Raw genomic sequence first — 14358 nt, forward strand, 5'->3', positions numbered from 1 at the left:
CGGATTGTGTTTTGTTCATTGCTAGAACTCTCCTCATATATTACAATAAAAATATCAGCAATATTTTTAAAAATGAAAAAAGAAAGCGATTTCTAAAGGATGGGAGAAAAGATATAAGGGGGAGAACGCAGTGAGCGATATTTCAGCGATGAAGCAGCAGTCGTTTCCCATTCCAAGCTTCGAGGAATGGAAACAGGAAGTCGAGAAGTCGTTAAAAGGGAAGCCATTCGAAAAACTTTATTCGACTACATATGAAAATATCACGATTAAACCCATTTATACGCGTCAGGACATAGAGTCGCTTGCTCATGTCGAACAGTATCCAGGTTTTCCGGGCTATGTTCGCGGAACCAAGCCGAACGGATATATTCGCGAGCCGTGGAAGGTCAGCCAGGAAATTTCAGCTAGCAGTCCGACGGAGTGGAATGAAATCGTTAAACACGATTTGGAAAGAGGGCAAACGGAAATCCATATCGTGTTGGAACGGCTAGGTTTTCCGGTAACATCGGTTGACGATATCGAAGCCATGTTTTCCGGCATTTCTTTGGATAAATATTCGCTTCGCATCGATGCGGGGGTACAATCGCTTTCATTTTTGGCATTGCTTGCCGCCTATTTGCAAAAACAGCAAATACCATTTGACGCAGTGCGCGGAACGATTGGGATGGATCCAGTCGGTGCACTTGCGGAAAAAGGCCAGCTTTCAACCCCGCTTGCGGCATTGTATGACGTGATGGCCGATGTGACGAAATGGACAAAAGAAAACATGCAGGGTGTAAAGACGGTCATTGTCCGCGGCGAACCGTACCATAACGGCGGGGCAAACGCGGTTCAAGAATTAGCGTTTGCGTTCGCAACAGCGGTGGAATATATTCGTGCATGCTTGGACAGAGGATTGGTGATTGATGCCATTGCGCCGCAAATCCACTTTTCGTTTGCAATCGGTTCGAACTTTTTTATGGAAATCGCAAAGCTTCGCGCAGCAAGACTTGTTTGGTCCAACATCGTACAGGCGTTTGGCGGCAGCGAATCATCGCAAAAAATCGCGATGCATGCGCGCACGTCTTATTTTACGAAAACGGTTTACGATCCATATGTAAACATGCTTCGGGCGACGGCGGAAGCGTTCGCCGCAACCATTGGCGGCGCCGACAGTCTTCACGTCTCTCCGTTTGATGAAGCGATTGGACGCGCGGACGAATTTTCTCGAAGAATCGCCCGCAATACACAGCTTATTTTGTTGGAAGAAGCGCATATCGCCAATGTCATCGATCCGGCCGGCGGTTCGTACTATGTCGAAACATTGACGGCGCAAGTGGCGGAAGAGGCGTGGAAGCTGTTCCAGCAAATCGAAGAAAAAGGCGGTATCGTGAAAGCACTTCAAGACGGTTTTGTACAAGCAGAAGTGGAAAACGTCGCCGAACAGCGAAAAAATAATGTGAAAAAACGGAAAGAAAAGATTGTTGGAACGAACTTTTACGCCAACTTAGCGGAAGCGCCTGTGCAAAAAGCGAGTGAAAACAACGAAAACGATGAAAAACAACTATCTTCTTCCGCGCTAAACGAAGAAAACGTCGCACAATTGCAAGCGGGATTCGGTGAAAAACGATGGATCGAGACAGCTATTTTTATGGCAGTTCGTCGAGCAACCGCTCAGGAAATCGAAGCGGCATTAAAAGCAGATGAAGCATCCGTAAGCGTCAAGCCGATCAAACAATGGCGCTTGGCTGAACCGTTTGAACAACTGCGCAAAGCTTCGGAAGCTCATCTTGAAAAACATGGAGCGCGTCCGACGGTGCATTTAATTAACATTGGCTCCATTCCAAACTATAAAGCACGCGCCGATTTTATTACCGGCTTTTTGAAGCCGGCGGCATGGCAGTAGTGAAAAGCGAAGGGATACATACCGCTGAGAAAGCGGTGTCGGAAGCAATAAACGCAAACGGCACGCATTATATTATTTGCGGATCTGATGAAAGCTACACGGACATCGTTCCTGCCATCGCGAAAGCGTTAAAGCAAGCGAATTCAAATGTAAAGCTGTACGTGGCTGGAAAGCAAGCGCCGGATGTGGAACAATCATTCGTGCAAGCTGGCGTGGATGGTTTTATTCACATCGGTTCGAATTGTTATGAAACGATTGTATCGTTTATGAAGGAAATGGGGGTGGACCTCAATGAGTAAAAAGGTAGATTTTACAAATATTTCGCTGCGCATGCCGAAAAAAACGGCAGATGAACAGCAATGGAAGCAGGCGATCGAAGAAAAAGTGCGCGCGTCCATCGATGACTTATTGTTTCAAACAAATGAACATATCACCGTAAAACCGCTATATACGAAAAAAGATATCGAAGGCTTTGATTTTCTTGATTATATGCCGGGAATTCCACCGTATTTGCGCGGACCGTATCCATCGATGTACGTGAATCGGCCGTGGACGATCCGGCAATACGCAGGGTTTTCGACGGCGGAAGAAAGCAACGCATTTTATCGACGCAACTTAGCGATGGGGCAAAAGGGGCTGTCCGTTGCGTTTGACCTTGCGACCCACCGCGGCTATGACTCCGACCATCCGCGCGTCGTTGGTGACGTCGGCAAAGCGGGAGTGGCGGTCGATTCGATTTTAGATATGAAAATTTTGTTTGACGGCATTCCGCTTGATCAAATATCGGTATCGATGACCATGAACGGCGCGGTGCTGCCAATTATGGCATTTTATATCGTCACCGCCGAAGAGCAAGGCGTCACGCAAGATAAGCTTTCCGGAACGATTCAAAACGATATTTTAAAAGAATATATGGTGCGCAACACGTATATTTATCCTCCGGAAACGTCGATGCGCATTATCGCTGACATTTTTGAATACACTTCCAAATACATGCCAAAGTTTAACAGCATCAGCATTTCCGGATATCATATGCAAGAAGCGGGAGCGCCGGCGGATATTGAATTGGCGTATACGCTTGCGGACGGATTAGAATATGTTCGTACAGGATTAAAAGCAGGAATTGATATTGACTCGTTCGCGCCAAGATTGTCATTCTTCTGGGCAATCGGCATGAACTATTTCATGGAAGTCGCGAAAATGCGTGCGGCGCGCATTATGTGGGCAAAAATGATGAAAACGTTCAATCCGAAAAATCCAAAATCGCTCGCATTGCGGACGCATTCGCAAACATCTGGCTGGAGCTTAACCGAGCAAGATCCATTTAACAACGTTGTGCGTACATGTATTGAAGCGCACGCCGCTGCGCTTGGGCATACGCAGTCGCTTCATACGAACGCGCTCGATGAAGCGATCGCGCTTCCGACTGATTTCTCCGCGCGCATTGCCCGCAATACACAGCTTTACTTGCAAGATGAAACAGGCATTTGCAATGTCATTGACCCATGGGCAGGTTCTTACTATGTGGAAACGTTAACGAACGAATTGATGAATCGCGCGTGGAAGCATATTGAAGAAATCGAAAGCCTTGGAGGCATGGCGAAAGCGATTGAAACGGGGCTTCCGAAAATGCGCATCGAGGAAGCGGCGGCAAGACGCCAAGCGAGAATCGATTCTGGTGCGGAAACGATTATCGGCGTCAACAAATATCGCCCGGAAAAAGAAGAACCAATCGAGATTTTAGAAGTCGACAATACGGCGGTTCGGATGCGGCAAATCGAAAAATTAAAACAGCTGCGCGCTTCCCGTGATGAACAAAAAGTGCAGGAAGCGCTTGACGCGATTACAAAAGCAACGGAAACGGGAGAAGGAAACTTGCTCGAGCTTGCCGTACAGGCAGCGCGCGCCCGCGCGACATTAGGCGAAATTTCGTACGCGATCGAAAAAGTAGCGAAGCGACACAAAGCGGTCATTCGCTCGATTAGCGGGGTGTACAGCTCCGAATTCACAAATGAAGAACAATTCGAGCGAGTAAAGAAAATGACTAATGAATTTTATGAATTAGAAGGCCGCCGTCCGCGTTTAATGGTAGCGAAAATGGGGCAAGACGGCCATGACCGAGGAGCGAAAGTGATCGCCACTGCCTTTGCCGACTTAGGATTTGACGTCGATATTGGTCCATTGTTCCAAACTCCGGAAGAAACGGCGCGTCAGGCGGTCGAAAACGACGTCCATGTCGTTGGGATCAGTTCGCTTGCTGGCGGGCATAAAACATTATTGCCGCAATTAGTGGAGGAATTGCGGAAGCTTGGACGCGAAGACATTATTGTCGTCGTCGGCGGCGTTATTCCGCCGCAAGACTATGAATTTTTGTATGAGCATGGAGCGGCGGCGATTTTCGGACCAGGCACGGTCATTCCAACCGCAGCGGAAAAAGTATTGAAAGAAATTTATAAACGTCTCGGCTACGAGGAAGTGAGGCAATGAACGGCGAATGGACGCATCGCCCTGAATGGGTGGAAAAAGAGAGAGAAAATGAGTTTGCGACCGCTTATGTGAAAACCACTGCTTCCGCTTCGCCAAAACGTTGGGTGAAGCGGAAAGAAAGGTCAGTAAAAGAATATGTCGAAGGCGTGTTGAACAATGACCGCACGATTTTAGCCCAGGCAATCACCCTTGTTGAGAGCAATGCGCCCAAGCATATGGACATTGCCCAACAAGTGTTAAACGAACTGCTTCCACATGTCGGAAAATCGATCCGCATTGGCATCACCGGCGTGCCGGGAGCAGGAAAAAGCACGTTTATTGAAGCGTTTGGCACGTTTTTATGCGAACAAGGGCACCGTGTTGCCGTATTAGCGGTTGACCCGAGCAGTTCTTTAACAGGCGGCAGTATTCTTGGCGATAAAACGCGGATGGAGTCGTTAGCGCGCCATCCGCGTGCATTTATCCGTCCGTCGCCATCAGGAGGAGCGCTCGGCGGTGTGCATCGAAAAACGCGTGAGACGATGATGCTTTGCGAAGCGGCAGGATATGATGTTATTTTGGTAGAAACGGTCGGTGTCGGGCAAAGCGAATTTGTCGTACGCGGCATGGTCGATTTCTTTTTAATGCTTGTTTTAACAGGCGCCGGTGACGAACTGCAAGGAATAAACGCGGAATTATGGAATTAACGGATGCGATCGTCATTAACAAGGCGGATGGGGACAATAAGCCAAAAGCGCTGGCAGCGCAAAAAGAATATAATCAAATTCTTCATTATTTGCGTCCGGCAACACCTGGATGGGAGACAAAAGCATATACATGCTCGGCGCTTTTAGGGGAAGGAATCGAAGAAATTTGGCGCGTCATCGAGAAGTTTGTGGAAACGACAAAACGGTCAGGCGTGTTTGACATGCGCCGGCGCCATCAGCAAAAAGATTGGATTTACTCGATGATCAAAGATTATTTAGAAACGAGTTTCTTTTCCCATCCCGCGGTAAAAGAGAAGCTGCCGGTCATTGAAAATAACGTTATTTCTGGAACCCAGTCCGTTACTTCTGCGGTACGGGAACTGATTGCGTTGTATGAAAGTAGGTCTTAATGGAAAAATGTGATACGATAAAAAAGGAGGTGTTTAGCATGTTTCAATTTCCACTATTTAATGATATTGTGGAGCAAGCACGTCGGGAAATCGTTGAGGCCGGCTTTGAAGAGCTGCGCACTCCTGAAGAAGTCGATGCCGCATTTAAGCGTCCAGGCACAACGCTTGTAATGATTAACTCGGTATGCGGCTGTGCGGGGGGCATTGCCCGTCCTGCAGCGGCGCATGCAATTCATTATGACAAACGTCCGGATCATCTTGTGACCGTATTTGCCGGACAAGATAAAGAGGCGACAGCGCGAGCAAGGGAATATTTTGAAGGACAGCCGCCTTCTTCTCCATCTTTCGCTTTACTAAAGGACGGCAAGCTTTGTACGATGATTCATCGTCATGAAATCGAAGGGCACGAGCCGATCGAAGTCGTCCAAAAGCTGCAGGCGGCGTTTGATCAATATTGCGATGAAGTATAACGGAGCTGAATTTTTCAGCTCCGTTATTTATTTTGTTATTCTCAAAAAGCAAAAATAATTTATTTATAATTAAAAAATAGATTGCATAATTATTACTATGTGTGTTAATATACAAAACATAGAATATATATTCAAAAAAACAAGTATGTATTTTATTAATCTTCAAAACTTATTTCGCAATATTATAAAAATTATTTAAACTTTTGAGAAGAGAGGGAGAGACACCGTATGAAAAAATCATTGTTGCTTTTTATTGCTAGCATTTTATTAATTGGTTTGCTCTCGGCATGCGGCACAGGCGGAGAACAGAAAAACGGAAGCGGAGAACAAAAGAAAGTGTTAAGAATGGGTACTTCCGCCGACTATGCGCCATTTGAATATATCGATACCACAAAAGGCAATGAAATTATCGGATTTGATGTCGATTTGGCGAAAATGATTGCGAAAGAATTGGGATATGACGTTCAAATTGTTGATATGGATTTTAGCGGTCTTATCCCAGCACTGCAGTCAGGAAAAGTAGATTTTGTATTAGCGGGGATGACTCCAACGAAAGAACGCAAGAAAAACGTTGATTTCTCGGATGTGTATTATGTAGCGCGAAACATGATCGTTTCCAAGAAAGGAAGCGGCATTAAAACAGTTGAGGATTTAAAAGGAAAAACGGTTGGTGTTCAAACCGGCTCGATTCAAGAAGGAGAAGCAAATAAAATTGCAAAAAAAGTTGACATGAAAATTGAAAGCCGCAACCGCATTCCGGAGTTAATTCAAGAGATTCAAGCAGGGCGCTTTGATGCAGCAATTATCGAAGATACAGTTGCAAAAGGATATCTAGATAGCAGCAATGGCAAACTAGAAGGTCATACAATCCCGACAGACAAAGAAAAATCAGGATATGCGATTGCTTTTCCAAAAGGAAGCAAGCTTCGCGATGAGTTTAATAAAGTATTGCAAGAAAAGATCAAAAACGGCGAAGTGGACAAGTTGATTAAAAAATGGTTTGACCAATAATTTGTAATGCGTTCAAAAAGGGGGGGTCCTTTTTGAACGTTTTCACTATGTTGCAAGGAAGGATGAAGGGTCGGTGAACTTAGATTTTTCACAAATTGTTCCATCAATTCCATTTATATTAGCAGGAATTGCAGTTACATTAAAAATTGTCGTTTTCGCGGTGTTGTTAGGGTTTGTGCTTGGAGTTATTTTAGCGTTAATGAAAATTGGTAGAATGAAGGTTTTGACATGGTTTGCCGATGCGTATACATCCGTATTTCGCGGCACGCCGCTTGTGTTGCAGCTTGTCCTTATTTATTTTGGAATACCGCAGCTTACCGGTGTTGAAATTGACGCATTTCCCGCAGCGGTCATCGCGTTCGGGCTAAACTCTGCCGCCTATGTTTCTGAAATCATCCGCGCCGGCATTTTAGCCGTTGATAAAGGGCAGCGGGAAGCGGCGCTGGCGCTTGGTGTTCCGTACAAGCTAATGATGCGTGATATTATTTTGCCGCAAGCGCTGAAAAATATTTTGCCGGCATTGATGAATGAATTTATTACATTGACGAAAGAATCTGCCGTCGTAACGGTAATTGGAGCGATGGATGTCATGCGGCGTGCTTACATCGTTGGCGGACAAGTGTATCGGTATATTGAGCCGCTGTTGATTGCCGGGCTTATTTACTACGTTTTAGTCATGCTTCTTACGCTGCTTGGCAAAGCGTTAGAAGGGAGATTGAGAAAAAGTGATTAAAGTAGAAGATTTGCATAAATCGTTTGGCAAATTAGAAGTATTAAAAGGAATTACAACAACGATTAAGCAAGGCGAAGTAGTGGCGGTTATCGGTCCATCTGGGTCAGGAAAATCCACGTTTTTACGCTGCTTAAACTTGTTGGAAGAACCGACAAGGGGGAGAATTTGGATCGGTGACGAGGAAATTACAGATAAAAAGACAAACATCATGAAAGTGCGCCAGCATGTCGGCATGGTGTTTCAGCATTTCCATTTGTTTCCGCATATGACCGTGCTTGAAAACGTCACGTATGCGCCGATTAAAGTAAAAGGAATGACAAAGGCCGAAGCGGAAGCGAAAGGAATCGAACTGTTGAAAAAGGTCGGATTGGAACAAAAGGCAAACGAATATCCAAGCCGGCTGTCGGGAGGCCAAAAACAGCGCGTAGCGATTGCGAGGGCGCTTGCCATGTCGCCGGATGTAATGTTGTTTGACGAACCAACGTCAGCGTTGGATCCGGAAATGGTCAAAGAAGTGCTTGAAGTCATGAAGTCGCTTGCCCATACGGGAATGACGATGGCGATTGTTACGCATGAAATGGGCTTTGCCCGCGAAGTTGCCGACCGGGTGTTGTTTTTAGACGGCGGCCAGCTCGTCGAGGACGCGCCCCCGCAAGAATTTTTCACATCTCCGAAAAGCAAGCGGGCTCAAGAATTCCTTGAAAAGATGCTATAATCAAGTACAATAAAAAGATGGTCCCTTGGATCATCTTTTTACTTTTTTAAGCAGGAGAGTAAAAAAATGGTGAAGATTGGATATCGCACAGCGAAAACAGCAATAGGCACCGCGCTTTCAATTAGCATCGCTCAGCTAGCGGGATTACATAATTTTGCTTCTGCCGGCATCATTACGATTTTATGCGTTCAAGTAACGAAAAAAAGATCGTTAAAAGCCGCATGGGCTCGTTTTGTCGCATGTGTTGTCGCGATGCTGTTTTCATATATTTTCTTTCAAGGAATTGGGTATTATCCGTTTACCGTCGGATTGATGCTGCTCTTTTTTATTCCAACAACAGTGTGGTTAAAAGTAAATGAAGGGATTGCGACAAGTTCGGTTATTATTCTCCATTTGTACGCAGCAAGGAAGTTTACGTGGGAAATTATTTGCAATGAATTGTTGCTTATTTTAATCGGCATTAGTGTTGCCTTATTAATGAATATGTATATGCCAAGTGCGGAAAAGCAATTAAAGGAATATCAGCGCATTGTTGAAGATTTATTTCGCATTATTCTGAAGGAGATCGTTCGTTATTTGCGCACCAATGAAATCGATTGGGATGGAAAAGAATTGACGCTAGCAGGAGATATTTTACAAAGGCAAAACTGCTTGCGATAAGAAATGTTGAAAATCATATGCTGCGAAGTGAAGAAGGATATTATCATTATTTTCTAATGCGGGAGAAGCAATTGGAAATTATTGAACGAGTATTGCCGCTTGTCACATCACTCACTTATACGGTGGAGCAACGCAACATTGTCGCCGATTTTATCGACAAATTAAGCGATGCCGTTCATCCGGGAAATACGGCAGACCGCTTTCTTCGTGAACTTCATCGTATGAAAAAAAGGTTTGAAACAATGCCTCTTCCAAAAACGCGAGAAGAATTTGAGGAACGGGCTGCTTTGCTGCACTTGGTGAAAGAACTTGAACAATATTTGATTATAAAAAGTCAATTTCGTGTTTCAGAAGGAAAAAAACGGGCTTCTGCTGCCATGTAACAAATATGTATGCCCACTCCCCTTTTGCCTCACACTATAACAAAGAAAAACAAAGGGTGTGGGAAATATGCGCTTTATATTAACAATGATGCTTATGTTATTTTCATTTTTATCCATCCCCGCTTCCGGGACGGCAGAAACAAAACCGTTTATTATTATCAATAAGGCGGTCAATCAACTCGCCTTTATTCATAACGGAAAAATTGAAGCCGTATATCCTGTCGCCACTGGTTTTAATGAGTCACTAACGCCAGAAGGATTGTTTATGGTTACTGTCAAGGCGGAAAACCCATATTATCGCAAACAAAATATCCCGGGCGGTGCGCCGAACAATCCGCTTGGAACACGGTGGGTTGGATTTAATGCTAGAGGAACGGACGGACGCATATATGGGATTCATGGAACGAATAATCCATCATCCATCGGAAAATATGTATCGAAAGGCTGTGTGCGCATGTACAATCGCGATGTCGAACAATTGTATGAAAAAATCCCGATTGGCACAAAAGTAGTGATTGTTCGCAGCAACGAATCGTTTTATGCAATTGCCAAACGGTATGGCGCACTATGACTATAAAAGGGCAAGCTCCGCAATAATGAAGCTTGCCCTTTTTGCATCTACAAAAAAGTGTTTCGCAAAGCCAAGAAGGCAACATTCACCACACGAAGGATATGGGCAGCCTTTAGGCGAAATTGGGCCGCCTTCGCTTTTCTTTATTGTCTAGCTTCGGGCGCCATCGGCTCGCGACGCTTCGGTCCTGCTGTGGCGGCGACAGCCTCCTCGCAGGCCCTCCAGCGCGTTTCGCCGATAAGCAGTCGCCCTTCGCTTTTCTTATTGTCTAGTTTCGGCGGCTAGCTCTCTTGTGCGAAATAACCTTCGCCCTTGAAGTGCAAGCACTTCTGCGGGCGAAGAACATTTCGCTTCGAGAGCTAATCGCGCCGCCTTCGCTTTTCTTATTAAACCCACATGCTGATGCCGGTTAAAATCGTTGTGATGAGCATAGCGATCAGCATTAAATAAACGACTAATTTTTGTGTTTTTTTGCGGGACATTTCCGTTCCTGGTTACTAATATAAAAATCGATTCATCGCGATGGAACCAGCAAAACTGCTTGCCGCTCAGGAAACACCTGGGTTCCATCAGGAAGGGAGTCCTTATGTCTCACCTGCTGTGAAAGATACCCCGTGGATCGCTGTCAGCGACGGCACCTGTCGTGCACCATTCCTTCCATCGATCAGTACACGACAACGATTTTAGTAACCAGGTCCACACCTCCTTATTACAAACGTTCCTGTCTATCATTGTACCGTGATGAAAACAGGGGGACAAGGGAAAAACTTGTCCATGATTGTAAGAGAAAAAGCAGGATTTTTTGTCGAAATAGCGAATATACTTAATGTTCGCAACATTCTACAGCAAAGGGGATTGGACAATGGATGTAAAAAAAGTAGACCATGTTGGAATTGCCGTTAAGTCTATCGAGAAAGCGTTGCCATTTTATGCCGATATTTTGCAGCTGAAGTTGCTTGGCATCGAGGAAGTGGAATCAGAAAAAGTAAAAGTCGCTTTTTTAAAGGCAGGAGAGACAAAAATTGAATTATTAGAGCCGACGTCGCCAGATAGTGCGATCGCTAAGTTTATCGAAAAACGAGGAGAAGGAATTCATCACGTTGCACTTGGTGTTGATCATATTCAAGAACGTATTAATGAATTAAAGGAAAAAGGAATTCGCATGATTCAAGATGCACCAAAACGCGGCGCTGGCGGGGCGCTCGTTGCGTTTATGCATCCGAAATCAACAGGAGGCGTTTTGTATGAACTTTGCGAAAAGACGGATGCGGAGGTGCAGCAATAATGGCAAATACAACAATAATGACAGACATGTATGATAAAATTAATGAGTTATACGACCGCCGCCGCGAAATCGAATTAGGCGGCGGTGACGATAAAATTGAAAAGCAGCACGCCAAAGGAAAACTGACAGCCCGTGAGCGTATTGATTTGCTTCTTGATGAAGGAACATTTGTGGAACTGAATCCATTTATCGAGCATCGTTGTACCGATTTCGGTTTAGATGGAAAAAAAGGCCCAGGAGACGGCGTTGTGACCGGATATGGGAAAATCAACGGCCGCACCGTATTTGTCTTTTCCCAAGATTTTACCGTATTCGGCGGTGCGCTTGGAGAAATGCACGCGAAAAAAATTGCGAATATTATGGATTTAGCCGCAAAAACAGGCGCACCTGTAATTGGTCTCAACGATTCAGGCGGGGCGCGCATTCAAGAAGGGGTCTTGTCGTTAGATGGTTATGGCCATATTTTCTACCGTAACTCGATTTATTCCGGTGTCATTCCGCAAATTTCTGTAATCATGGGGCCTTGTGCGGGTGGTGCCGTATATTCGCCGGCGATCACCGATTTTGTCTTTATGGTGGAAAAAACGAGCCAAATGTTTATTACAGGACCGAAAGTGATCGAAGCGGTGACAGGGGAAAAAATTAGCGCCGAAGATTTAGGCGGCGCCCGCGTCCACAACACGATCAGCGGCAACGCTCACTTTTCCGGTGCAACCGAGGAAGAAGTGCTTAATAAAGTGCGGCAGCTGTTAAGTTATTTGCCGCAAAACAATCAAGAAAAACCGCCGTTTGGCCCGATTCCAAACGGAGACGATTATCGGCCTGATTTAGCGGATGTTGTGCCGATTGACGCAGTCCGTCCGTATGATGTGCGCAACGTCATTTTGCAGGTCGTTGATGAAGGTTCGTTTATGGAAGTACAAAAAGATTTTGCTAAAAATATTGTCATCGGTTTTGCTCGCATTAAAGGCGAAGTCGTCGGGCTTGTGTGCAATCAGCCGAAATTTATGGCTGGCGGTCTTGATATTGATTCATCGGATAAAGCGGCGCGATTTATCCGCTTCTGTGACTCATTTAACATCCCGATTATTACATTTGAAGATGTCACTGGCTTTTTCCCGGGCGTCAAGCAGGAACATGGAGGCATCATTCGCCACGGAGCGAAAATTTTGTATGCGTATTCTGAGGCGACCGTCCCGAAAATTACCGTCATTTTGCGGAAAGCATACGGCGGCGCGTATGTGGCGCTCAACAGCAAGTCGATTGGCGCCGATGTCGTTTACGCGTGGCCGAATGCGGAAATCGCCGTCATGGGTCCGCAAGGAGCGGCGAATATCATTTTTGCAAGCGAAATCGAAAACAGCCCAAATCCGGAAGAAACGCGGGCGCAAAAGATCGAAGAATATCGCAGTAAATTTGCCAACCCATACGTTGCGGCGAAATACGGCATGGTCGATGATGTCATCGATCCGCGTGATACGAGAATCAAACTCATCCAAGCGCTCGAGATGCTTCGGAATAAACACGAGGAACGTCCGAAGAAAAAACATGGAAATATTCCGTTGTAAAACAATGAAACCCGCTGTCACGATCATCTGTGGCGGCGGGTTTGATTGATTCGAATCGTTTTTTATTTTTCAAAAATAGAAAGAGTCACCGCTAACTATTGGCATATTTATGCCGCGAACATTAAAGTGCGTTCCATCTTTTTAGAACGTGATTTGACAGGAGTGTGTTTTTCAGGCTGTCAAGGGGCATCGGCATCGATCATGGAAACTGGGCTTTTTTTATTCTTCAAAAACAATTTTTCGCAATCGTTGGTTAAATCGGGTATACTTTTAAATGAGTACATAAGTAGGAGGAAGAACGAACATGATCAATCAGCAACGTTTAGTCGACGAATTTTTGGAACTCGTGCAAATCGATTCGGAGACAAAGCATGAAGGAGAAATCGCCAAAGTATTAAAGCAAAAATTTGAAGCGCTTGGACTGCATGTCATTGAAGATGATGCAGCGGCGAAAACCGGACATGGCGCTGGAAACTTAATTTGTACGTTAGAAGCGACAAAAGAAGGGGTAGACCCGATTTATTTTACGTCCCATATGGATACCGTTGTTCCTGGAAAAGGAGTGAAGCCGTCCATCCAAGATGGATATGTCGTGACCGATGGAACGACGATTTTAGGAGCGGACGATAAAGCGGGATTGGCGGCGATGTTCGAGGCGATTCGCGTCTTAAAAGAGCAAAACATTCCGCATGGCACGATTCAATTTATCATTACGGTCGGGGAAGAATCTGGCCTTGTCGGAGCGAAAGCGCTCGATCCGTCATTGATTCAAGCAAAATTTGGCTATGCGTTAGACAGCGATGGCAAAGTCGGAAACATCGTCGTTGCCGCGCCGACACAAGCAAAATTGAAAGTCGTTGTTTACGGAAAAACGGCGCATGCCGGCGTCGCTCCTGAAAAAGGCGTATCGGCAATTACGATCGCCGCAAAAGCAATTGCTCAAATGCCGCTCGGCCGCATTGATGAAGAAACAACGGCAAACATCGGCCGTTTTGAAGGTGGAACGCAAACGAACATCGTCTGCGACCGCGTCGATATTTTAGCAGAAGCACGATCCTTAGTGCCGGAAAAGATGGAAGCCCAAGTCGCAAAAATGAAAGAGGCATTTGAAACGGTTGCCAAAGAAATGGGAGGACGCGCCGAAGTAGATGTCGAGGTGATGTATCCAGGATTTAAGTTCGGCGACGGCGACCATGTTGTGGAGGTTGCAAAACGCGCCGCGGCAAAAATCGGGCGTCCGTGCGAATTGCTTCGCAGCGGCGGCGGCAGCGATGCGAACGTCATTGCCGGTTTTGGCATTCCGACAGTGAACTTAGCAGTTGGCTACGAAGATATTCATACGACGAATGAACGCATGCCGATTGAAGAGCTTGTCAAATTAACGGAAATGGTTGTCGCAATCGTTGAAGAAGTGGCAAAATAATAACGGAGCATCCATTGTTTGGATGCTTCTTTCTATATAGAAATAGAGTAGAGCGATAGACGGTGAGGGGA

At 45.5% G+C, this 14358-nt stretch carries 10 protein-coding genes and 3 pseudogenes; 12 read left to right on the plus strand and 1 reads right to left on the minus strand.

Features of this window, described 5'->3' with window-relative positions:
• Positions 1–130 precede the first annotated feature (130 nt).
• The 9 genes and pseudogenes from NXM86_RS05230 to NXM86_RS05270 all read left to right on the plus strand — a co-directional run bounded on the left by NXM86_RS05230 (position 131) and on the right by NXM86_RS05270 (position 10011).
• A pseudogene (locus tag NXM86_RS05230) lies at positions 131–2184 on the plus strand (methylmalonyl-CoA mutase family protein).
• On the plus strand, positions 2177–4372 hold the full coding sequence (gene scpA, locus NXM86_RS05235) for a methylmalonyl-CoA mutase (RefSeq protein ID WP_015864421.1): 2196 nt from the start codon (positions 2177–2179) through the stop codon (positions 4370–4372). The pseudogene NXM86_RS05230 and the gene scpA overlap by 8 nt, the downstream one beginning before the upstream one ends.
• Positions 4369–5468, plus strand: a pseudogene (gene meaB / locus NXM86_RS05240) (methylmalonyl Co-A mutase-associated GTPase MeaB). The gene scpA and the pseudogene meaB overlap by 4 nt, the downstream one beginning before the upstream one ends.
• Positions 5469–5506: 38 nt before the next feature.
• Positions 5507–5938 (plus strand): BrxA/BrxB family bacilliredoxin, encoded by a 432-nt coding sequence (locus tag NXM86_RS05245; protein WP_498958701.1) that lies wholly within the window; start codon positions 5507–5509, stop codon positions 5936–5938.
• 228 nt (positions 5939–6166) lie between these two features.
• Positions 6167–6949 carry a transporter substrate-binding domain-containing protein gene (locus NXM86_RS05250; protein WP_089097897.1) on the plus strand — a complete coding sequence of 261 codons (783 nt, stop codon included), beginning with the start codon at positions 6167–6169 and terminating at the stop codon, positions 6947–6949.
• 73 nt (positions 6950–7022) lie between these two features.
• Complete coding sequence (locus NXM86_RS05255) at positions 7023–7682, plus strand: amino acid ABC transporter permease (RefSeq protein WP_015864417.1); 660 nt, start codon at positions 7023–7025, stop codon at positions 7680–7682.
• The gene (locus tag NXM86_RS05260) at positions 7675–8397 is read left to right on the plus strand and encodes an amino acid ABC transporter ATP-binding protein (RefSeq protein ID WP_015864416.1); all 723 of its coding nucleotides are present in this window, start codon (positions 7675–7677) and stop codon (positions 8395–8397) included. The genes NXM86_RS05255 and NXM86_RS05260 overlap by 8 nt, the downstream gene beginning before the upstream one ends.
• A gap of 66 nt (positions 8398–8463) precedes the next feature.
• Positions 8464–9440, plus strand: a pseudogene (locus NXM86_RS05265) (aromatic acid exporter family protein).
• 67 nt (positions 9441–9507) lie between these two features.
• The gene (locus NXM86_RS05270) at positions 9508–10011 is read left to right on the plus strand and encodes a L,D-transpeptidase (RefSeq protein ID WP_015864414.1); all 504 of its coding nucleotides are present in this window, start codon (positions 9508–9510) and stop codon (positions 10009–10011) included.
• A 386-nt stretch (positions 10012–10397) separates the two neighbouring features.
• Here the strand turns inward: NXM86_RS05270 and prli42 are convergent, their stop codons facing one another.
• On the minus strand, positions 10398–10493 hold the full coding sequence (prli42, locus tag NXM86_RS05275) for a stressosome-associated protein Prli42 (protein ID WP_015864413.1): 96 nt from the start codon (positions 10491–10493) through the stop codon (positions 10398–10400).
• A 380-nt stretch (positions 10494–10873) separates the two neighbouring features.
• On the opposite strand from prli42, the gene mce reads away from it, so the two are divergent.
• From mce to NXM86_RS05290, 3 genes are all read left to right on the plus strand, one after another.
• Complete coding sequence (gene mce / locus NXM86_RS05280) at positions 10874–11296, plus strand: methylmalonyl-CoA epimerase (protein ID WP_015864412.1); 423 nt, start codon at positions 10874–10876, stop codon at positions 11294–11296.
• 17 nt (positions 11297–11313) lie between these two features.
• On the plus strand, positions 11314–12864 hold the full coding sequence (locus tag NXM86_RS05285; RefSeq protein WP_081188266.1) for an acyl-CoA carboxylase subunit beta: 1551 nt from the start codon (positions 11314–11316) through the stop codon (positions 12862–12864).
• 304 nt (positions 12865–13168) lie between these two features.
• Positions 13169–14287, plus strand: coding sequence for a tripeptidase T (locus tag NXM86_RS05290; RefSeq protein ID WP_062678691.1), 1119 nt, complete (start codon positions 13169–13171; stop codon positions 14285–14287).
• Positions 14288–14358: the final 71 nt, after the last annotated feature.

The organism is Geobacillus sp. CX412, assembly GCF_027942335.1.
Classification (GTDB): Bacteria; Bacillota; Bacilli; order Bacillales; family Anoxybacillaceae; genus Parageobacillus_B; species Parageobacillus_B toebii.